This is a genomic window from Geodermatophilus sp. SYSU D01105, from assembly GCF_054050095.1.
On the sequence record NZ_JBJGYR010000005.1, the window covers coordinates 74,123 to 94,471 of the forward strand.

Here is a 20,349-nt window from a genome sequence, read left to right on the forward strand (position 1 = left end):
ACCCGCCGTGACCCCCGACGTCTGGCTGCTGCTCGCGGTCGCGGCCGTCGTGGTGCTCCTGGCGCTGTGGGCGGGCTGGACGCTGACCCGGCTGCGCCGCCTGGAGGTGCGTGTCGCCCGGGCCTGGACCGCTCTCGACACCCAGCTGCAGCGGCGGGCCGGGCTGGCCGCGGAGCTGGCCCGCGACCACGCCGCCGCCGTGGGGGAGGAGCGGGCCGCCCGGCTGTCGGCGGCCGCCCGCGAGGCGCGCGCCCCGCACGCCGGCGACCGGGAGCTCGCGGAGAACGCGCTGGGCCGGGAGCTGCGGGACCTCCCGGCCGACCTGCCGGGCGTGCCGGTCGCGCTGCGGGCCGACCTGGACGGCACCGCGACCCGGATCGGGCTGGCGCGGCGGTTCTACAACGACGCGGTGCGCGACACCCACCTGCTGCGCAGCCGCCGGCTGACGGGGCTGCTGCGCCTGCACGCCGCCCGCCCGGCGCCCCGCTTCTTCGACATCGAGGACGGCCTGCGGGAGGTCACCAGCAGCGCCGCCGGTGGCGGACGGCCGCGGTCCTGAGCGGCGGTGGCCGGGTGGTGCGTCGCCCGCGGTCCGGCACGATCCCAGGGACCGCACCTACCCTCGCGCCGTGACCCTGGAGCAGGAGCGCGCGGCCGACCGACGGCTGCCCGGCCTGCCCCGCCGCGTCGCCGGTCTCGACGTCGCGCGGGGGCTCGCCGTCCTGGGCATGTTCGGCGCCCACCTGGGCCGGACCGGGGAGCTGACCTGGGACCCCGGGACCTGGGGCGTGGTGGTCGACGGGCGCTCGTCGATCCTCTTCGCGACGCTCGCGGGGATCTCGATCGCCCTGCTGTCGGGCGGCGCCGTCCCCGCTCCCGGCCGCGAGCTGGCCCGGGCCCGCACGCGCGTCCTCGTCCGGGCCGCGTGGGTGTTCGCCATCGGCGGCGTCCTGGAGCTGCTGGACACCTTCGTCGCGATCATCCTCGAGGTCTACGCCGTCCTCTTCGTGCTGGCGCTGCCGTTCCTGCGCTGGTCGCCGCGGCGGCTGCTGCTCGGGGCCGGGGTCGTCGCGCTGGCCGCTCCGCCGGTCGTCCTGGCCGTCGGCCAGTTCGCCACCGCCCGGCACGAGGAGCGCGGCCCGTTCGTCTGGCTGCTGGTCACCGGCCACTACCCGGCGCTGGTCTGGCTGGCGTTCGTGCTGGTGGGGCTCGCCGTCGGCCGGCTGGACCTGCGCGCGGCCCGGGCGCGGGCGGGCCTGGTCGCCGGCGGCGCGCTCGCCGCGGTGCTGGGCTACGGCGGCGGGTGGCTCAGTGCCCGGCTGGCCGGCCCGGGGCGCCGGTTCGCCGGGATGGAACTGGGCTTCGGCCGCTCCGGCGAGTGGGACCCGGCCTGGTTCGCCGGCGCCGAGCCGCACAGCGGGACGCCGTTCGAGGTCGTCGGCTCCGCCGGGGTGGCGGTCGCGGTGATCGGCGTCTGCCTGGTCCTGGCCGACCTCGCGCCCCGGCCAACCCACCCGGTGGCCGCGGTGGGCGCGATGGCGCTGTCGGTCTACACCGCGCAGATCGTGGCCATCTGGCTGCTGGGCGTCGCATCCTCGGACGACTGGGGGCTGTGGGTGCGGTTCACGGTCACCGCGCTGGTGGTGGCCACGGTGTGGCGGCTGCAGCTGGGACGGGGCCCCCTGGAGCGGCTGCTGGCGTGGAGCTCCCGCCGGGCGGCCGGGCCGTAGCCCCGTCCCCGTGCCCGTGGACCAGGGGTGCACGAGGCCGCCGGGGACGTGCAGGTCCTCGTCCGGGTCGTCGGCGCAGCGGCCGCCGGTAGGATCGTCGCCGTCCGCCGGGGGACCCCGGTGGCCACCAGCTTCCACCCCGAACCGACCGGGGACCGCCGGGTGCAGGCGCTGTTCGCGGACATCGTCCGCCGCCACCTGGCCGAGAGGGCCGGCGCTGCAGCCGGGGACGAGAGGGGATTGCCGTGAGCGGCCACTCGAAGTGGGCGACGACGAAGCACAAGAAGGCCGCGATCGACGCCAAGCGCGGCAAGCTCTTCGCCAAGCTGATCAAGAACGTCGAGGTCGCGGCCCGGGTGGGCGGTGGGGACCCGGCGGGCAACCCGACGCTGTACGACGCCATCCAGAAGGCCAAGAAGTCCTCGGTCCCCAACGACAACATCGACCGCGCCGTCAAGCGCGGCTCGGGGGCGGAGGCCGGGGGCGCGGACTGGCAGACGATCATGTACGAGGGCTACGCGGCCGCCGGCGTGGCGGTGCTGGTCGAGTGCCTCACCGACAACCGCAACCGCGCGGCCTCCGAGGTGCGGACGGCGATGACCCGCAACGGCGGCTCGATGGCCGACCCGGGCTCGGTCTCCTACCTGTTCTCGCGCAAGGGCGTCGTCGTGGTCCCCAAGGCCGACGGCGTCGACGAGGACAGCGTCCTCATGGCGGTGCTCGAGGCCGGCGCGGAGGAGGTCCGCGACCAGGGCGACTCCTTCGAGGTGGTCAGCGAGCCCACGGACCTGGTCGCCGTCCGGACCGCGCTGCAGGACGCCGGGATCGACTACGACTCGGCCGAGGCCGGGTTCCTGCCGAGCGTCACCGTCGAGCTCGACGAGGAGGCGGCGGGCAAGGTGTTCCGCCTCATCGACGCGCTCGAGGACTGCGACGACGTGCAGAACGTCTACGCGAACTACGACGTCTCCGACGAGGTGCTCGAGAAGGTCGGGTGACGCCGCCGGGAGCATCGCAGCGAGCGCCAGCGAGCGAGGAGCCGACCGGGGCGGAGGACGACGCGTGGACGAGGTCGGCTGGAGGACCCCGTCCTCCTCACCGCTCGCAGGCTCGCGGCGAGCCTCTGGACGGGGCCGCCCGGGCGTGGCCGAGTGGGACCGTGGGCGTGTTGCGTCCTGTCGTCGTCCCGGGCGGTTAACCTCGGTCGAACACCAGTTCGGTCATCGGGAGGCGCGGCCATGCGAGTGCTCGGCATCGACCCGGGCCTCACCCGGTGCGGGTGGGGCGTGGTCGACGGGCGTCCCGGCGCCCGCCCGGCGGCGGTGGGCGTGGGCGTCGTCCGCACCGCCGCCGAGCTGGACCTGGAGCTGCGGCTGCTGGAGCTGCACACCGCGGTGACCGCGCTGCTGCGCGAGCACCGGCCCGACGTCGTGGCGATCGAGCGGGTGTTCACCCAGAACAACAAGGGCACCGCCACCGGCACCGCCCAGGCCGCCGGCGTCGCGGCACTCGCCGCGGCGCAGGCCGACCGGCCGGTCGCCTGGCACACGCCCAGCGAGGTCAAGGCCGCCATCTCCGGCAGCGGCCGAGCCGACAAGGAGCAGGTCACCCTCATGGTCACCCGGGTGCTGGGGCTGTCGTCCCCGCCCAAGCCCGCCGACGCCGCCGACGCGCTGGCGCTCGCCGTCTGCCATGCCTGGCGGGGGCCCGCGCAGCAGCGGCTGCGCCACGCCGCGCTGGCCGGGGGCATCGGTGCCCCCGTGCGGTCCACGACGCTGCCGCGCTGGACGGGGGTGTCCCGGTGATCGCGAGTGTGAGCGGCCGCGTGGCGGCCGTGTCGCCGGACGGCGCCGTGGTCGAGGTCGGCGGCATCGGGCTGTCGGTGCAGTGCACCCCCGGCACCATCGCCCGCCTGCAGGTGGGGGAGGACGCCCGGCTGTCGACCAGCCTCGTCGTGCGCGAGGACTCCCTGACCCTCTACGGGTTCGCCGACGACGACGAGCGCCAGCTGTTCGAGCTGCTGCAGACCGCCAACGGCGTGGGTCCGCGGCTGGCCCAGGCGGTGCTGGCCATCCACCCGCCGCGGGAGGTCCGTCGCGCGGTGTCGATGGCCGACGTCAAGGCGCTCACCCAGGTCCCCGGCATCGGCAAGAAGGGCGCCGAGCGGCTGATCCTGGAGCTGCGCGACCGGCTCGGGTCCACGAGCACCGACACGCAGCTGGACGGCGCGCCGGCGCCTGCCGGCCTGCCGCCGGTCACGCCGGTCGCGCCCTGGCGGGACCAGCTCACCTCGGCCCTCGTGGGCCTGGGCTGGACCGGCAAGGAGGCCGAGAGCGCCGTCGGGCAGCTCGCGCCGATCGCCGACGAGCAGGTCGCGGCGACCGGTTCGGTCGAGGTGGCGGTGCTGCTGCGGCAGGCCCTGCGGCTGCTGGGTAGGCCGTGAGCACGCCGTTCGACCGGGGGCTGTCGGCCGCCGACGCCGGCCCGGGGCGGGACTACTCGGTGTCGGCCCAGGCCGGTGAGGAGGAGCGGGTCGTCGAGTCGGCCCTGCGGCCGCACTCCCTGGACGACTTCATCGGCCAACCCAAGGTGGCCCGGCAGCTGGAACTGGTGCTGGAGGGCGCCAAGCGGCGCGGCCGGCCGCCGGACCACGTGCTGCTCTCCGGCCCGCCCGGGCTGGGCAAGACCAGCCTCGCCCTGATCATCGGCACTGAGCTCGGCACGTCGGTGAAGATCACCAGCGGCCCGGCGATCGAGCGCTCGGGCGACCTCGCCGCGATGCTGTCCAACCTCGGCCCCGGCGACGTCCTCTTCATCGACGAGATCCACCGCATCGCCCGGCCGGCCGAGGAACTGCTGTACATGGCGATGGAGGACTTCCGGGTCGACGTCGTCGTCGGCAAGGGCCCCGGCGCCACCGCCATCCCGCTGGAGATCAACCCGTTCACGCTGGTCGGCGCCACGACCCGGGCCGGCCTGCTCACCGGCCCGCTGCGCGACCGGTTCGGCTTCGTCGGCCAGATGGAGTTCTACGAGCCGGCCGAGCTGCAGCGGGTGCTCGCCCGCAGCGCGGCGCTGCTGGGCGTCGAGCTGACCGACGAGGGGTCGGCCGAGATCGCCGGCCGTTCCCGGGGGACGCCGCGCATCGCCAACCGGCTGCTGCGCCGGGTGCGCGACTACGCCGAGGTCCGTGCCGACGGCCGGGTGACCCGCGAGGTCGCCGAGGCGGCGCTGGCCCTCTACGACGTCGACCACCTCGGGCTGGACCGGCTCGACCGCGCCGTCCTGGAGGCGCTGGTGATGCGCTTCGGTGGCGGGCCGGTCGGCGTCGCGACGCTCGCGGTCGCGGTGGGGGAGGAGCCGCACACCGTCGAGGAGGTCTGCGAGCCGTTCCTCGTGCGCGCGGGCCTGCTGGCCCGGACGCCGCGCGGCCGGGTCGCCACCGAGGCCGCGTGGCAGCACCTGGGCCAGCCGCTGCCGCGGGGTGGCATCCCCCTCGGGAGGGTCACAGCAGACCCACCCGCCCCTGGGTCGTCGTCAGAGACGCTGTTCGACGCCTAGACTGCGGAGCGCTGGCGCGCAACTCGTCCGGCCGCGGCCGCGCGCGTCCCGCCCGGTCGCTGCACGCGGATGTCGCGGCGCGCCACAGCCGCCGTACCCGAGCGGTCCCGTCCCGGGCCGCACCCCACCGCGGAACGCCGCGCGGTAGAGAGGCACATCTGTCGTGGAGCAGTACTTCCCGCTCGTCCTCCTGGCCCTGGCCTTCGTCCTGCTCATCGTCCTGCCGGCCCGGCAGCGCAAGCGGATGCAGGCCCAGGCCCGAGCGATGCAGGAGTCGCTGACCCCGGGCACCCCGGTCATGACGACCGCCGGGCTGCACGGCACGGTCGTCGCCCTGGGCGACACCACCGTCGACCTCGAGATCGCCCCCGGGGTCGTGGTGACCTTCGCCCGGCAGGCCATCCTCGAGGTCCGCAAGCCGGCCGTCGCCGGGCCCGCCGAGACCGGCCCCGCCGTCCCGGGCGACGACACCGGCGGCCCGGCCGACGGTGGCCCGGCCGACCGGACGCACTGAGCGGTCGCCCTCCCGTGGCCCAGCGTCAGCTGCCTGCGCGCCGGTACTTCGGCGCGTTCGTGCTGGTCATCGCCGTCCTGTACGGCCTGATCTTCTTCACGGGTGACACCCGCACCCCGCAGCTCGGGCTCGACCTGCGGGGCGGCACCACCGTCACCCTCGCCGCGCGCACCCCGGACGGGCAGGCACCCGCCCCCGAGGACCTCGAGCTCGCGCGGCAGATCATCGAGCAGCGCGTCAACGGCCTGGGCGTGGCCGAGGCCGAGGTGGTCACCGAGGGCGACTCGAACATCGTCATCTCCGTCCCCGGTGACGACGGCGACCAGGCCCGGGAGCTGGGCCAGACCGCGCAGCTGCGGTTCCGCCCGGTCCTCTCCGGCCCGGAGCCGGCCACGCCGGCGGCCGAGGACAGCGCCGCGCCGACCGACGGGACGACGCCCTCGGACCCGGCGGCGCCGACCGACCCGGCTGCGCCGACGGACGCCGCCGCGCCCACCGACGCGGCCACCCCGTCCGACGGCGCGGTCGCCGACCCGTCGATCCCGGACGCGGACGCCCCGGCCGTGACCCTCGAGCAGGCGCAGGCGGAGTACGCCACGCTGACCTGCGACACCACCGACCCCGTGGCCGCCGTCGACCGGTCCGAGGACCACGTCGCGGCCTGCTCGGAGGACGGCCAGTTCAAGTACCTGCTCGGCCCGGCGATCCTCGAGGGCACCGACATCGTCGACGCCCAGGCCGGCACCCAGCAGGCCACCGGCGAGTGGGTCGTGCTGCTGGACTTCAACTCCACCGGCCGCGAGACCTGGGCGACCTACACCGCCGCGAACATCGGCAAGAACGTCGCGTTCACCCTCGACGGCCGGGTGGTCTCCGCGCCCACCATCCAGGGCGCCATCAACGGGCAGACGACGATCACCGGGCAGTTCACGCAGGAGGAGGCCGAGCAGCTGGCCAACCAGCTGCGCTACGGCGCCCTGCCGCTGACCTTCACCCAGGCCACCGCGCAGTCGATCTCCACCGAGCTGGGCGAGGAACAGCTGCAGGCCGGCCTCATCGCCGGCGCCATCGGCATCGCGCTGGTCTTCGTCTACGCGCTGGTCTACTACCGGCTCCTGGGCCTGGTGATGATCGCCAGCCTCCTGCTGTCGGCGGTGGTCGTCTACGCCGTCCTCGTGCTGCTGGGGCGGCAGATCGGCTTCACGCTCAGCCTGGCCGGCATCGCCGGGTTCATCGTGTCGATCGGCATCACCGCGGACTCCTTCGTCGTCTACTTCGAGCGGCTCAAGGACGAGATCCGCGAGGGCCGCACGCTCCGGTCGGCGGTGCCGCGCGCCTGGGTGCGCGCCCGGCGCACCATCCTGTCGGCCGACGCGGTCAGCTTCCTGGCCGCGGCGATCCTCTACGTCCTGGCGATCGGCGACGTGAAGGGCTTCGCGTTCACCCTCGGCATGTCGACGGTCCTCGACCTGGTCGTCGTCTTCCTCTTCACCCACCCGCTGATGGCGGTGCTGGCCCGCTTCCGGTCCTTCGGCAGCAGCCGGTTCTCCGGGCTGGGCCGCAGCCTCGACCGCCCGGGCCGGCCCGCCGGGGGCCGTCGGCCCTCCGACCGGCGTGAGCTGGTCGGCGCCGGCAGCGGATCGGGCAGCACCGCGCAGGACAGGAGCGACTCATGAGCGGCCGCGACCCCCGTCGCGCAGACGACGAGCTGCCGCTGGGCACGGACTCGGACGAGGTGCAGGACGCCGGCTCCGCCGCGCGGGACGCCGCGGCGGCCGCCGACGACGACGCCCTGGTCGACGCCGGCCTGCCCCGTGAGGGGGACGCCGGCCGCGGGCGCCCCGGCCGCCGGGCCTCCCTGGCCCACCGGCTCTACAACGGCGAGGCCGGGCTGGACGTCGTCGGGCGCAGCCGGCTGATCTACCGCATCACCGCGGTGGTCGTGCTGCTGTGCATCGCCGCGATCGTCTTCCGGGGTTTCAACTTCGGCATCGACTTCGCCGGGGGGAACAGCTTCCGCCTGCCGGGCAGCGAGGCGCAGCTGAGCGAGGTGCGGACGGCGGCCGAGGACGCGGGCGCCGACGTCGCCAGCGCCCAGGTGGTCGGCGGCGACACCGTGCTGCTGCGGACCGGCGCCCTCGACACCGACGCCGAGCGGGCCGTGGTCGACGCGGTCGCCGGCGCGGTGGGCATCGACCCGTCGCAGGTCAGCCCCGAGGCGGTGAGCGCGGAGTGGGGCCGCGACATCACCGACCAGGCGCTCATCGCGCTGGCGGTCTTCTTCGTCGCGGTGGTGCTGTTCCTCGCGGTGCGCTTCCAGCCCAAGATGGCCGTCGGCGCCATGGCGGCGCTGGTGCACGACATCGTGGTGACCGCCGGGGTGTACGCGCTGGTCGGCTTCGAGGTCACCCCCTCGACGGTGATCGGGTTCCTCACCATCCTCGGGTTCTCCCTCTACGACACGGTCGTCGTCTTCGACAAGGTCGACGAGAACACCCGCGACCTGGCCAAGAGCGCCCGCATGACCTGGGGCGAGGCCGCCAACCTCGCGGTCAACCAGACGCTGATGCGGTCGATCAACACGTCGGTCATCGCGCTGCTGCCGGTGGCCGGCCTGCTGTTCGTCGGCGCCGGCCTGCTCGGCGTCGGCACGCTCAAGGACCTCGCGCTGGTCCTCTTCGTCGGCCTGGCCGCGGGCACCTACTCCTCGATCTTCCTGGCCACGCCCATCGTGGCCGACCTCAAGGAGCGCGAGCCGGAGGTGCAGGCGCTGCGCAAGCGCGTGCTCGCCCGGCGCTCGGCGCAGGCGCGGCAGGGCGGGGCTCGGGTCACCGCCGGGCGCGCCCCGGTCGCCAGCGCCCGTCGTGCCGGTGGCACCGCCCGGCGCGGCGGTGGGGTCGCCGTCGCCGAGCGCGAGGCGGAGCTCGGGCCGGCCGCGGCCGACGTCGTGGTCGAGTCGCCGGAGTCCGTGCGTCCCGAACCGCGCAGCGGCGCGACGTCGGCACCCCGTCCGGGGGCGCGCCCGCAGCGGCCGGGCCGTCCCTCCGGCGGGAAGAAGCGACGGTGACCGTCGAGCCGGCGGCCGAACGGCCCCTGGACGAGCTGATCGCCGAGCTGACCGTCGACGTCCCGGACCACCCCGAGCCGGGCGTGCTGTTCCGGGACCTGACCCCCGTCTTCGCCGACGGGCCGGCCTTCCGGCGGATGATCGACGGACTCGCGGCGCCCGCGCTGGTCGACCCCCGCGCCGCCGCGCTCGCCGACGGCGACTCCGACCCCGGTTTCGACCTCGTCGTGGGCGTGGAGGCGCGCGGGTTCCTGCTCGCCGCGGCCGTCGCGCTCGACGCCGGGGTCGGGGTCGTCCCGGTGCGCAAGGCCGGCAAGCTGCCCCGCGAGCGGGTGGCGGCCGAGTACGAGCTGGAGTACGGCACCGCCACCCTCGAGCTGCACACCGACTCCATCCGGCCCGGTCAGCGGGTGCTGGTCGTCGACGACGTCCTGGCCACGGGGGGCACGCTGGGCGCGGCGATCGCTCTCGTCGAGCAGCTCGGCGGTGTGGTCGTGGCGGTGTCGGTCGTCGTCGAGCTCGCCGCGCTGGGGGGCCGGCAGCGGCTCGCGCCGCACGCCGTGCACGCCCTCTGGACCACCTGAGAGGGAGATGACCAGGCCGGTCGGGACGCGGGGGCGCTCCGCCCGACTAGCATGGGGAGGGTCGTCCCTCCTCCGGCCTGCAGGAGTCGCCATGGGCCCCGACGCCGCCACGAACGTGGCTGCTGCACGGGCTGACGCCCCGGCGCTCCCCGCAGGGGCCGGGACGCAGGCTCCGCCGGGCGGGGCCGAGCGCCCGCCCCTGCCGAGTCGTCCGGTCGTCCGCCGTCCCGACGACGTCGGAGCCGAGCCGCCGGGCGAGCAGGAGCCGGCCGGCGCGCCCCGGCGCCGGGTCCGGGACCGGCTGGCCCGCCGGATCGTCGCCGGGCAGCGCAGCGGCATCGTCCGGCCGGTGCTGGAGCCGCTCGCGGCGCTGCACCGGCAGAGCCACCCGAAGGCCGACCTGGCGCTGCTGCAGCGGGCCTACGACGTCGCCGAGACCGCGCACGCCTCGCAGAAGCGCAAGAGCGGGGACCCCTACATCACCCACCCGCTGGCCGTGGCCACCATCCTGGCCGGCCTGGGGATGGACACCACCACGCTGGTGGCCGCGCTGCTGCACGACACGGTGGAGGACACCGGTCAGACGCTGGAGTCGATCACCGAGGCGTTCGGCCCGGAGGTCGCCCACCTGGTGGACGGCGTCACGAAGATCGACCGGGTCAAGCTGGGTGACGCGGCGCAGGCCGAGACCATCCGCAAGATGATCGTGGCGATGGCCCGCGACCCCCGGGTGCTGGTCATCAAGCTGGCCGACCGGCTGCACAACATGCGCACGCTGCGCTTCCTCCCGCCGGAGAAGCAGGAGAAGAAGGCGCGCGAGACGCTGGAGATCCTGGCCCCGCTGGCCCACCGGCTGGGCATGAACACCATCAAGTGGGAGCTCGAGGACCTCGCGTTCGCCACGCTGTACCCGAAGCGGTACGACGAGATCGTGCGCCTGGTCGCTGAGCGCGCGCCGTCCCGGGACACCTACCTCGCCGAGGTGACCTCGGCGGTGACCGAGCAGCTCAAGGCCGCGAAGATCGAGGCGGTCGTCACCGGCCGGCCCAAGCACTACTACTCGATCTACCAGAAGATGATCGTGCGCGGCCGCGACTTCGCCGACATCTGGGACCTCGTCGGCATCCGGATCCTGGTCGACTCCGTCCGTGACTGCTACGCGGCGCTCGGCATCATGCACGCGCACTGGCAGCCGGTACCGGGCCGGTTCAAGGACTTCATCGCGATGCCGAAGTTCAACATGTACCAGTCGCTGCACACGACGGTGATCGGCCCGCAGGGCAAGCCGGTCGAGCTGCAGATCCGCACCCACGACATGCACCGCACCGCCGAGTACGGCATCGCCGCGCACTGGAAGTACAAGGAGAAGGCGCGGGCGGGCGGCAGGCCGGCCGCCGGCGAGTTCGGCGGGGGCGCCAAGACCGGGTCGCCCGACGACATGCTGTGGCTGCGCCAGCTGCTGGACTGGCAGCGGGAGGCGCAGGAGCCCGGCGAGTTCCTGGAGACCCTGCGCTACGACCTCGGCCCGCAGGAGGTCTTCGTCTTCACGCCCAAGGGCGACGTGGTCAGCCTGCCGGGCAACTCCACCCCGGTCGACTTCGCCTACGCGGTGCACACCGAGGTCGGGCACCGCTGCATCGGTGCCCGGGTCAACGGGGCGCTGGTCTCGCTGGACAGCACGCTCAACAACGGCGACGTCGTCGAGGTGTTCACGTCGAAGTCGCCGACGGCCGGCCCGTCGAAGGACTGGCTGTCCTTCGTCGGCTCGTCGCGGGCGCGCACCAAGATCCGTCAGTGGTTCACCAAGGAACGCCGCGAGGACGCCGTCGAGGCCGGCAAGGAGGCGCTCACCCGGGCGATGCGCAAGGCGGGGCTGCCGCTGCAGCGGCTGCTCGGCGGTGAGGCGCTGTCGACGCTGGCCAAGGACCTCCGCTACGCCGACGTCACCGCGCTGTACGCGGCGGTGGGGGAGAACCAGATCTCGGCCTCCTCGGTCGTCGAGAAGCTGATCACGGCCCTGGGCGGCTCCGAGGGCGCGGTCGAGGACATCGCCGAGACCACCATCCCCATGCGGCGCCCGGCGCACCGGCGCCCGGCCGGCGGCGACCCGGGCATCGTCGTCCACGGGATGAGCGACGTGTGGGCCAAGCTCGCCAAGTGCTGCACGCCGGTGCCGGGGGACGACGTCCTCGGCTTCGTCACCCGCGGCGGCGGGGTGAGCGTGCACCGCACCGACTGCACCAACGCCGCGGACCTCGAGCGCAAGCCCGAGCGCCTGGTGGAGGTCGAGTGGGCCAGCCAGCCCGGCTCGGTCTTCCTGGTCGCCATCCAGGTCGAGGCCCTCGACCGGCACCGGCTGCTGTCCGACGTCACCAAGGCGCTGGCCGACGAGCGGGTCAACATCCTCTCCGCGTCGGTGCAGACCAGCCGCGACCGGGTGGCCGTCAGCCGGTTCACCTTCGAGCTCGCCGACCCCGCGCACCTGGGCGCGGTGCTGCAGACGGTGCGCAACGTGGACGGCGTCTTCGACGTGGAGCGCGTCACCGCCTGAGCGAGGACCGCTGCCCTCACCGCTCGCAGGCTCGCAGCGGGGCCCTGCAGGGGCCATCGCGGAGTCCGGGCGATGAGCAGCCTGCGTTCAGTCGGTGCGGGGGGCGGTGAGGAAGGCCGGGTTGTCGCAGGGGGCGCCGGGTTCGGGCGTGTTCTCGGCGTTGCCGGTCAGCAGCCGGGTGAACGCGACCAGCCGGGGGTCCTCGACGTCGTCGAGCCGCAGCGCGTGGTTCCACGCCTGCAGGGACACGGCGGTGCCCAGACCGGGGTACGGCGAGAGCACCAGGCCGTAGGTCCCCCGCACGGCGGCCGCCAGCGCCTCGACGTCGTCCGGGGCCAGGAGCTCGGGGTCGTAGGTGATCCAGACCGCGCCGTGCTCGAGGGAGTGGACGGCGTTCTCGGGCCGGATCGGCACGGCGTACACGCTGCCGGTGCAGTCGGCCCACACCGGGTCGTGCGGGCCGCCGACCGGCGGGCTCTCCGCGTAGTCGACGTCCCCCGGCACGTGCTGCTGTCCCGCCGAGTACTGCGCCACCCGGGTGTTCTGCAGCGTGGCCGGCTCGGGAGCCGGTGCGGGCGAGGCCTCGACGGCGCTGGTGCACCCGGCGAGGGCGGCCGTGGCGAGCACCGCGAGCGACCGGGCGCGCGGCCGCATCAGGCGACGGTCATCGACGCGATGGTGACCGGCACGCTCGGCGCGCCGCCGCCCGGGCTGGGGTCCAGCGAGCCGTCGTTGCCGTTGGCCCCGACGACGTCGAGCACGGCCAGCCCGGCGTCGTCCACCGTGCCCACGACGGTGTAGTCCGGCGGCAGCTGGCTGTCGCCCCAGACGAGGAAGAACTGGCTGCCGTCGAAGCCCTGCCCGCTGTTGGCCATCGCGATGGTGCCGCGCGGATAGGTCTCCTCCCCGGTGACCTCCGTGCGGAACGTGTACGTGGGGCCGCCGGCGCCGGTCCCGGTCGGGTCGCCGCACTGCAGCACCTGGAGGCCCGCGCTGTCGACCTCGCGGTGGCACGGGGAGTCGTCGAAGAAGCCCGCCTCGGCGAGGTGCACCAGGCTCGCGGCCGCGCAGGGGGTGCGCTCCTGGTCGAGGGTGAGGGTGAGGTCGCCGAGGTTGGTCGACATCACCAGGTCGGTGGTCCCCTCGGCGGGCACCTCGTCGTCCGGCGGCTCGACCTCGATGAGGTAGGGGTTGCCGGAGGGGGTGTCCGACCAGTCGCAGGTCGTCACCGCGCCCGAGGCGGCGGTCCCGCCGCCACCCGAGCCGCCGGCCGAGCCCGGGGGCTCAGTCTCCCCGGTGCCGCCGCTCGAGCAGGCCGCCAGGGCCAGCGCCGTCCCCGCGAGGCCGGCGACCGCCCGCGACCTCACGCGGCGACCGTCAGGGACTCGATGCGGACCTCCTGGGTCGGCGCGCCGTCGCCCGGGCCGTTGGCGCCGTCGTTGCCGTTGGCGGCGATGGTGTCGAGCACCGCGAGGCCGGCCTCGTCGATGGTCCCCAGGACGGTGTAGCTCGGCGGCAGCTGGCTGTCCCCGTAGACGAGGAAGAACTGGCTGCCGTCGAAGCCCTGCCCGCTGTTGGCCATGGCCACCGTGCCGCGCGGGTAGGTCTCGTCGCCGGTGACCTGGGTGGGGAACTGGTAGGCCGGGCCGCCGCGGCCGGTGCCGCTGGGGTCGCCGCACTGCAGGACCTTGAGGCCCTCGCCGTCGGTCTCGCGGTGGCAGATCGTCCCGTCGAAGTAGCCCTGCTGGGCCAGGTAGGCCATGCTCGCCACCCCGCACGGGGCGTTGGCGTTGTCGAGGGTCATCCCGATCGCGCCGAAGTTCGTGGTGATGGTGACCGGGGTGGTGCCGGTCGGGTTGACCTCGGGCGGCGGCGTGCCGGAGTCCGCCTCGAGGTCGGGGTTGCTGGCGGTGTCGGCGGGGGTCCAGTCGCAGGTCCCGTCGCTGCCGTCGACGACGGCCGGGGTGGTGGGCGCGGCGGTGGTCGGGTCCGCGGCCGCGTTGTCGGTGTCGTCGCCGCCGATCCCGGTGATCAGCCAGACCGCGCCGACCACGAGCAGCACCGCCACCGTGGTGACCCCGATCAGCAGGTTGCGGCGGCGCTTGCGGGCCAGCTCGGCCCGGCGCTCGAGTTGGCGCTGCAGGCGTCGCTGGGCGGCCTGCCGCCGCTGCTTGTTGGTCGGCACGGTGGTACTCCTCGAACGGGACGGCTGCTGCGGCGGGGCGCGGCAGGCGGCCTGCGCGCGCGCCCACGCACCGCTGGTCGATCCGCGAGTCTAGGCGGCGAACCTGGCCGACCCCTGGCAGCCGGAAGGCCCCGGAGCGGCGACGGGGCCCCGCGTAACCTGCACGGGTGCTCATCCGCTCGTTCCCGGCCGGCGCGTTCGGCACCAACTGCTACGCGGTCGCCTCCGGTCCGCGGCAGGAGTGCGTGGTCGTCGACCCCGGGATGGACGCCGTCGAGCCGCTGGCCCGGATGCTGGCGGACGACGGCCTCAAGCCGGTCGCCGTCGTGCTCACCCACGGCCACCTCGACCACACCTTCTCGGTGCTGCCGGTCTGCGACGGCTACGACATCCCCGCCTACCTGCACCCGGATGACAACGGCATGCTCGCCGACCCCGTGGCCTGGCACGGTCCCCAGTTGGCCCCGCTGATCACCGGCGTCCGGCTGCCCGACCCCGCCGACGTGCTGCCGCTCGACGACGGCGCCGTCCTGTCGCTGGCCGGGGTGGAGCTCACGGTGCGCCACGCCCCGGGCCACACCCAGGGGTCGGTGGTGTTCTCCCTGGACCTGGGGGAGGCGCCCGGGCTGCTGGCCGGCGACGTCCTGTTCGCGGGGTCCGTGGGCCGGGTCGACCTGCCGGGCGGGTCGTGGGAGGCGATGCTGCGCTCGCTGCGCGACGTCGTCCTGCCGCTGGACGACCGGACCGTGGTGCTGCCCGGGCACGGGCCGGCGACGACGATCGGGCGGGAGCGCGCGAGCAACCCGTACCTGGCCGAGGCCGCCGCGGGTGCGGGCCCGGCTCCCCGGGGGAGAGGCCTGTGAGTGAGCATCGCCGCGGGCTGGGGGCACCTCCCGCTCGCGGGGGACAGCGAGCGAGGAGCGGTGCGGACCTGCGAGCGGAGCGAGCCGTGACACTGTGAGCGACCAGATCATGCGGGCGCCGAAGGGCACCTTCGACACCCTGCCGCCGGAGTCGGCGCGCTTCCTGGCCGTCCGCGACGCCCTCACCGCGCCGCTGCGGCGGGCCGGGTACGGCTACGTCGAGACGCCGGTGTTCGAGGAGACGCCCGTCTTCTCCCGCGGGGTGGGGGAGTCCACCGACGTCGTGACCAAGGAGATGTACACCTTCGACGACCGCGGGGGCCGCTCGCTGACCCTGCGCCCCGAGCTGACCGCCGGGCTGATGCGGGCCTTCATCGAGCACCGGCTGTACGGCGGCGCCCTGCCGGTCAAGCTGTGGACCGTCGGCTCGGCGTTCCGGTACGAGCGCCCGCAGGCCGGCCGGTACCGGCACTTCACGCAGGTCGACATGGAGGCCCTCGGCGTCGACGACCCGGCGCTGGACGCCGAGGTGGTGGCGCTGGGCGTCCAGGGGTTCCGGGACCTCGGCCTCACCGACTTCGAGCTGCTGCTGACCTCGCTGGGCGACGCGACCTGCCGGCCGCAGTACCGGGAGGAGCTGGTCGCCTACCTGGAGAAGCTGGACCTGGACGAGGAGACCCGGCGCCGGGCGGAGATCAACCCGCTGCGGGTGCTCGACGACAAGCGGCCCGAGGTCCAGGCCCAGCTCGACGAGGCCCCGCTGATGGTCGACCACCTGTCGGACTCCACCCGGGCGCACTACGACGCCGTCCGCCAGCACCTCACCGACCTCGGCGTGACCTGGACCGAGGCACCCAGGCTCGTCCGCGGCCTGGACTACTACACGAAGACCACCTTCGAATTCGTCCACAACGGGCTGGGCGCGCAGTCGGCGATCGGCGGGGGCGGGCGCTACGACGGGCTGTCGGCGGCGCTGGGCGGTCCGGACGTCTCGGGCATCGGGTACGCCGTCGGCGTCGACCGCACGCTGCTCGCCGTGGAGGCCGAGGGGCTCGACGTCGGCGCGACGCCCGGGGTGCAGGCGTTCGTGGTGCCGCTGGGGGCCGAGGCCAAGCGGCTCGCGGTGCAACTGGTGGGGCGGCTGCGGGCGGCCGGGATCTCGGCCGACACCGTCTACGGCGACCGCGGGCTCAAGGGCGCGATGAAGGCCGCCGACCGGTCGGGCGCCTCCCACGCGGTGGTCATCGGCGAGCGCGACCTCGCTGACGGCGTCGGCCAGCTCAAGGACCTGCGCACCGGTGAGCAGACCGCGGTCCCGGTGGCCGACCTGTTCGATGCCGTGAGGCGTGCGACGGTGGGGGAGTGAGTTCTCGGATGGAGCAGCGACCGCTCGGGCGGACGGGAGCCGACGTCAGCGTCGTCGGCCTGGGCACGTGGCAGCTGGGCGGTGACTGGGGGGACGTCGACGACGACGCGGCCGCCGACGTCCTCGACGCCGCGCTGGATGCGGGCGTGACGCTGCTCGACACCGCCGACGTCTACGGCGACGGGCGCTCGGAGCAGCGCATCCGCCGGGCGCTGGTCGCCCGGTCGGAGCGGCCGTTCGTGGCCACCAAGGCCGGCCGGCGCGCCGACCCGTTCGAGGCCGCGCAGTACACGCCCGAGAACCTGCGCGCGTGGATCGACCGGTCCCGGCGCAACCTCGGCGTCGAGACCCTCGACCTGGTGCAGCTGCACTGCCCGCCGACCGCGGTCTACAGCGACCAGCGGGTCTACGACACCCTCGACGCGCTCGTGGAGGAGCAGGCGATCGCCGCGTACGGCGTCTCGGTGGAGACCGTCGCGGAGGGCCTGACCGCGCTCGAGCACCCGGGGGTCGCGTCCATCCAGGTGATCCTCAACGTCTTCCGGCGCAAGCCGCTGGAGGACCTGCTGCCCGCCGCGGCGAAGGCCGGCGTCGGCATCCTCGCGCGGGTGCCCCTGGCCAGCGGCCTGCTCACCGGGAAGTACGACGAGTCGACCACCTTCCCGGCCGACGACCACCGGAACTTCAACCGGCACGGGGAGGCATTCGACGTCGGGGAGACCTTCTCCGGTGTGCCCTTCGATGTCGGCGTCGCCGCCGCCCGCGAGGTCGCCGAGATCGCCGGCGACGCGCCGACGGCGGCGTTCGCCCTGCGGTGGGTCATCGACCAGCCCGGGGTCACCACCGTCATCCCCGGCGCCCGCACCGTCGCGCAGGTCCGCGGCAACGTCGCCGCGGCCTCGCTCCCGCCCCTGACCGACACCCAGCTCGCCGACCTCGAGCGCGTGTACGACGAGCGCATCCGCGCCTCCGTGCACGACCGCTGGTGACCCCCTCCCTGGAAAGGCACTGAAGTGCTCCGCACCCACGACGCCGGCACGCTGCGCGCGTCCGACGCCGGTTCCACCGTCACCCTCGCCGGCTGGGTCGCCCGCCGCCGCGACCACGGCGGCGTGGTCTTCGTCGACCTGCGCGACGCCTCCGGGTACGTCCAGGTCGTCGTCCGCGAGGAGGAGGCGCACGCGCTCCGCAACGAGTTCTGCGTGCTGGTCACCGGCGAGGTGCGCCGGCGGCCGGAGGGTAACGAGAACCCGGAGCTGCCGACCGGCGAGATCGAGGTGGCGGCCGCCGAGCTGCGCGTGCTGTCGCCGGCGGCCCCGCTCCCGTTCCCGATCGAGACCGACCAGGCCGCGTCCGACGACGTCCGCTACAGGTACCGCTACCTCGACCTGCGTCGGCAGGGCCCCGCGCGGACCCTCCGGCTGCGCAGCGAGATCAACCGCGTCGCCCGGCGGGTCATGGCCGAGCACGGCTTCGTCGAGGTGGAGACCCCGAACCTCACCCGCTCCACGCCCGAGGGGGCGCGGGACTTCGTCGTCCCGGTCCGGCTGCAGCCGGGCAAGTGGTACGCGTTGCCGCAGTCCCCGCAGCTGTTCAAGCAGCTGCTGATGATCGGCGGGCTGGAGCGCTACTACCAGATCGCCCGGTGCTTCCGCGACGAGGACTTCCGCGCCGACCGGCAGCCGGAGTTCACCCAGCTGGACTTCGAGATGAGCTTCGTCGAGCGCGACGACGTCCTGGCCGTGGTCGAGGACGTCGTCCGGGCGCTGTGGCGGGAGCTGGCCGCCCACGAGGTGCCCGAGATCCCGCGGATGAGCTACCGCGAGGCGATGGACCGCTTCGGCTCGGACAAGCCCGACCTGCGGTTCGGCCTCGAGCTCACCGAGCTGACCACCTACTTCGCCGAGACGCCGTTCCGGGTCTTCCAGGCGCCCTACGTCGGCGCCCTGGTCATGCCCGGCGGCGGGTCGCAGCCGCGGCGGGCGTTCGACGCCTGGCAGGACTGGGCGAGGTCCCGGGGGGCGCGCGGCCTGGCCTACGTGACCATCGCCGAGGACGGGACGCTGGGCGGGCCGGTCGCCAAGAACATCTCCGACCGCGAGCGCGAGGGCCTGGTCGCGGCGGTCGGCGCGCAGCCCGGCGACTGCGTCTTCTTCGCAGCGGGGCAGCGGCGGTCCTCGCAGGAGCTGCTCGGTGCCGCCCGCAACGAGATCGCCCGCCGGCTGGAGCTGATCGAGCCGGGCTCGTGGTCGTTCCTGTTCGTCGTCGACTTCCCGATGTTCGAGGAGACCGAGGACGGCGACTGGACGTTCATGCACCACCCGTTCACCTCGCCCACCCCCGAGTGGCGGGACCGGTTCGCCGAGGACAAGGCCGGCGCCCTCTCCGACGCCTACGACCTGGTGGTGAACGGCAACGAGCTGGCCAGCGGCTCGGTCCGCATCGCCGACCCCGACCTGCAGGAGCGGGTGTTCGAGACCCTCGGCATGTCCCGCGAGGAGGCCCGGGAGCGGTTCGGGTTCTTCCTGGAGGCGTTCGCCTACGGCCCGCCGCCGCACGCCGGCGCCGCCCTCGGCTGGGACCGGCTGACCGCCCTGCTGGCCGGCGTGGACTCCATCCGCGAGGTGATCGCCTTCCCCAAGACCGGTGCCGGCTTCGACCCGCTCACCGGCGCGCCGACCCCGATCACCGAGGCGCAGCGCAAGGAGGCGGGCATCGACGCGGAGCCCGAGGAGCCGCCGCTGCCGGCCGAGCCGGGCGCCCCCGGCCCGACCTCGACACACGTGTCCATCCGCCCGTAGCGAGCCCGGTCACAGTCCGCCGGTAGGTTGCGCGCATGCCGTTGCGTGCCCGCGCCCTGCTCGGACCCGGTCCCTCCAACCCCTACCCGGAGGCGACCGTCGCCCTGGCCCAGCCGTTGCTGGGCCACCTCGACCCGGTCTTCCTCGGCGTCCTCGACGAGACCTCCGACCGGCTCCGCCAGGTGTTCGGGACGGCGAACCGGCGCACCCTGCCGCTGTCGGCGACCGGCTCCGCGGGCATGGAGGCGGCCTTCGTCAACACCGTCGGCCCCGGTGACGTCGTCGTCGTCGCGGTCAACGGCCTGTTCGGCGAGCGGATGGTGGACGTCGCCACGCGGTGCGGCGCCGAGGTCGTCCGGGTCGACCACGAGTGGGGCCGGCCCATCGACGCCGACCGCGTGCTGTCGGCGCACCCGTCGCCGAAGCTGATCGCCGCCGTCCACGCCGAGACCTCGACCGGCGTGCTGTCCGACCTCGAGCCGCTGGCCGCCGGGAAGGGCGACGCGCTGCTGCTGGCCGACTGCGTGACCTCGCTGGGCGGCATCCCGGTGCGCCTGGACGAGTGGGGCGTGGACCTGGCCTACTCCGGCTCGCAGAAGTGCCTGGGCGTCGCTCCCGGCCTGGCCCCGTTCACGATCAACGACCGCGCCTGGGAGCGGCGGATCGAGCAGCCGCGCAGCTGGTACCTCGACCTGGGCATGCTCGGCGGGTACGCCGGTGAGGCGGCCGGCAACGGTGGCCGCACCTACCACCACACGGCACCGACCGGGATGGTCGTGTCGCTGAACGCGGGCCTGGGCCGGATCCTCGCCGAGGGCCTCGACGCGGTGCACGCCCGGCACGCCGAGGCCGGCCGGCTGCTCCACGAGGGGCTGCAGGCGATGGGCCTGGAGCTGTTCGCCGCCGAGGGGCACCGGCTGCCGGAGCTGACCACGGTGCGCGTGCCCGAGGGCGTGGACTCCGCGGCGGTCCGCAAGGAGCTGCTGGAGCGCTACGACGTGGAGATCGGCGGGGGCGTCGGGGCGTACGCGGCCACGGTGTGGCGGATCGGGCTGATGGGCCACAACGCCCGCCCCGACACCGTCACGCTGATCCTGGGCGCGCTCCGCGAGGTCCTCGGCCGCTGA

The 20,349-nt window shown here is 74.6% G+C and carries 20 protein-coding genes; 17 read left to right on the forward strand and 3 right to left on the reverse strand.

All coding sequences use genetic code 11. From position 1 onward, the window contains the following. Positions 1-7: 7 nt before the first annotated feature. The 12 genes from ACI79I_RS06070 to ACI79I_RS06125 all read left to right on the forward strand — a co-directional run bounded on the left by ACI79I_RS06070 (position 8) and on the right by ACI79I_RS06125 (position 12,007). The gene (locus ACI79I_RS06070) at positions 8-559 is read left to right on the forward strand and encodes a hypothetical protein (RefSeq protein ID WP_456991387.1); all 552 of its coding nucleotides are present in this window, start codon (positions 8-10) and stop codon (positions 557-559) included. Between the two features lie 70 nt (positions 560-629). Beyond that, positions 630-1,730, forward strand: a complete 1,101-nt coding sequence (locus ACI79I_RS06075) for a heparan-alpha-glucosaminide N-acetyltransferase domain-containing protein (RefSeq protein ID WP_456991388.1) — start codon at positions 630-632, stop codon at positions 1,728-1,730. Between the two features lie 27 nt (positions 1,731-1,757). Then, positions 1,758-1,979, forward strand: a complete 222-nt coding sequence (locus ACI79I_RS06080) for a hypothetical protein (RefSeq protein WP_456991389.1) — start codon at positions 1,758-1,760, stop codon at positions 1,977-1,979. After that, positions 1,976-2,728, forward strand: a complete 753-nt coding sequence (locus tag ACI79I_RS06085) for a YebC/PmpR family DNA-binding transcriptional regulator (RefSeq protein ID WP_456947733.1) — start codon at positions 1,976-1,978, stop codon at positions 2,726-2,728. The genes ACI79I_RS06080 and ACI79I_RS06085 overlap by 4 nt, the downstream gene beginning before the upstream one ends. 240 nt (positions 2,729-2,968) lie before the next feature. Next, entirely contained in the window at positions 2,969-3,535 is a 567-nt protein-coding gene (gene ruvC, locus ACI79I_RS06090) for a crossover junction endodeoxyribonuclease RuvC (RefSeq protein ID WP_456919272.1), read from the forward strand. Next, a complete protein-coding gene (gene ruvA, locus ACI79I_RS06095) occupies positions 3,532-4,173 on the forward strand; it encodes a Holliday junction branch migration protein RuvA (protein ID WP_456991390.1) in 642 nt (213 codons plus the stop codon). Before ruvC ends, ruvA begins: the two co-directional genes overlap by 4 nt. Continuing rightward, entirely contained in the window at positions 4,170-5,291 is a 1,122-nt protein-coding gene (gene ruvB / locus ACI79I_RS06100; protein ID WP_456991391.1) for a Holliday junction branch migration DNA helicase RuvB, read from the forward strand. The genes ruvA and ruvB overlap by 4 nt, the downstream gene beginning before the upstream one ends. Before the next feature lie 163 nt (positions 5,292-5,454). Further along, positions 5,455-5,805 carry a preprotein translocase subunit YajC gene (gene yajC / locus ACI79I_RS06105; RefSeq protein ID WP_456991392.1) on the forward strand — a complete coding sequence of 117 codons (351 nt, stop codon included), beginning with the start codon at positions 5,455-5,457 and terminating at the stop codon, positions 5,803-5,805. 14 nt (positions 5,806-5,819) lie between these two features. Next, positions 5,820-7,481 carry a protein translocase subunit SecD gene (secD, locus tag ACI79I_RS06110; protein WP_456991393.1) on the forward strand — a complete coding sequence of 554 codons (1,662 nt, stop codon included), beginning with the start codon at positions 5,820-5,822 and terminating at the stop codon, positions 7,479-7,481. Continuing rightward, positions 7,478-8,872 (forward strand): protein translocase subunit SecF, encoded by a 1,395-nt coding sequence (gene secF / locus ACI79I_RS06115; RefSeq protein WP_456991395.1) that lies wholly within the window; start codon positions 7,478-7,480, stop codon positions 8,870-8,872. The genes secD and secF overlap by 4 nt, the downstream gene beginning before the upstream one ends. Continuing rightward, a complete protein-coding gene (locus ACI79I_RS06120; RefSeq protein WP_456991396.1) occupies positions 8,869-9,456 on the forward strand; it encodes an adenine phosphoribosyltransferase in 588 nt (195 codons plus the stop codon). The genes secF and ACI79I_RS06120 overlap by 4 nt, the downstream gene beginning before the upstream one ends. Positions 9,457-9,547: 91 nt before the next feature. Beyond that, positions 9,548-12,007 carry a RelA/SpoT family protein gene (locus ACI79I_RS06125; protein ID WP_456991397.1) on the forward strand — a complete coding sequence of 820 codons (2,460 nt, stop codon included), beginning with the start codon at positions 9,548-9,550 and terminating at the stop codon, positions 12,005-12,007. Between the two features lie 87 nt (positions 12,008-12,094). On the opposite strand, the gene ACI79I_RS06130 is transcribed toward ACI79I_RS06125, so the two are convergent. The 3 genes from ACI79I_RS06130 to ACI79I_RS06140 are packed head-to-tail and all read right to left on the reverse strand — an operon-like array spanning position 12,095 to position 14,192. Further along, positions 12,095-12,661, reverse strand: coding sequence for a DUF3105 domain-containing protein (locus ACI79I_RS06130; protein ID WP_456991398.1), 567 nt, complete (start codon positions 12,659-12,661; stop codon positions 12,095-12,097). Next, positions 12,661-13,374 carry a peptidylprolyl isomerase gene (locus ACI79I_RS06135; protein ID WP_456991399.1) on the reverse strand — a complete coding sequence of 238 codons (714 nt, stop codon included), beginning with the start codon at positions 13,372-13,374 and terminating at the stop codon, positions 12,661-12,663. Before ACI79I_RS06135 ends, ACI79I_RS06130 begins: the two co-directional genes overlap by 1 nt. Then, entirely contained in the window at positions 13,371-14,192 is an 822-nt protein-coding gene (locus ACI79I_RS06140; protein ID WP_456991400.1) for a peptidylprolyl isomerase, read from the reverse strand. The genes ACI79I_RS06135 and ACI79I_RS06140 overlap by 4 nt, the downstream gene beginning before the upstream one ends. A 167-nt stretch (positions 14,193-14,359) precedes the next feature. Here ACI79I_RS06140 and ACI79I_RS06145 point away from each other — a divergent pair, with 167 nt between their 5' ends. The 5 genes from ACI79I_RS06145 (at position 14,360) to ACI79I_RS06165 (ending at position 20,349) form a co-directional block, all read left to right on the forward strand. Continuing rightward, on the forward strand, positions 14,360-15,055 hold the full coding sequence (locus ACI79I_RS06145; protein WP_456991401.1) for an MBL fold metallo-hydrolase: 696 nt from the start codon (positions 14,360-14,362) through the stop codon (positions 15,053-15,055). 94 nt (positions 15,056-15,149) lie between these two features. Then, complete coding sequence (gene hisS, locus ACI79I_RS06150; RefSeq protein ID WP_456991402.1) at positions 15,150-16,421, forward strand: histidine--tRNA ligase; 1,272 nt, start codon at positions 15,150-15,152, stop codon at positions 16,419-16,421. An 8-nt stretch (positions 16,422-16,429) separates the two neighbouring features. Then, a complete protein-coding gene (locus ACI79I_RS06155) occupies positions 16,430-17,410 on the forward strand; it encodes an aldo/keto reductase (RefSeq protein ID WP_456991403.1) in 981 nt (326 codons plus the stop codon). Between the two features lie 24 nt (positions 17,411-17,434). After that, entirely contained in the window at positions 17,435-19,222 is a 1,788-nt protein-coding gene (aspS, locus tag ACI79I_RS06160; protein WP_456991404.1) for an aspartate--tRNA ligase, read from the forward strand. Positions 19,223-19,257: 35 nt separating this feature from the next. Beyond that, entirely contained in the window at positions 19,258-20,349 is a 1,092-nt protein-coding gene (locus ACI79I_RS06165; RefSeq protein WP_456991405.1) for a pyridoxal-phosphate-dependent aminotransferase family protein, read from the forward strand.

Bases quoted from the DNA above. Each gene is read 5' to 3' on its own strand.
- ruvC (WP_456919272.1), top strand. From the start codon at position 2,969: ATGCGAGTGCTCGGCATCGACCCGGGCCTCACCCGGTGCGGGTGGGGC.
- secF (WP_456991395.1), top strand. From the start codon at position 7,478: ATGAGCGGCCGCGACCCCCGTCGCGCAGACGACGAGCTGCCGCTGGGC.
- ACI79I_RS06125 (WP_456991397.1), top strand. From the start codon at position 9,548: ATGGGCCCCGACGCCGCCACGAACGTGGCTGCTGCACGGGCTGACGCC.
- ACI79I_RS06155 (WP_456991403.1), top strand. From the start codon at position 16,430: ATGGAGCAGCGACCGCTCGGGCGGACGGGAGCCGACGTCAGCGTCGTC.
- ACI79I_RS06130 (WP_456991398.1), bottom strand. From the start codon at position 12,661: ATGCGGCCGCGCGCCCGGTCGCTCGCGGTGCTCGCCACGGCCGCCCTC.
- ACI79I_RS06165 (WP_456991405.1), top strand. From the start codon at position 19,258: ATGCCGTTGCGTGCCCGCGCCCTGCTCGGACCCGGTCCCTCCAACCCC.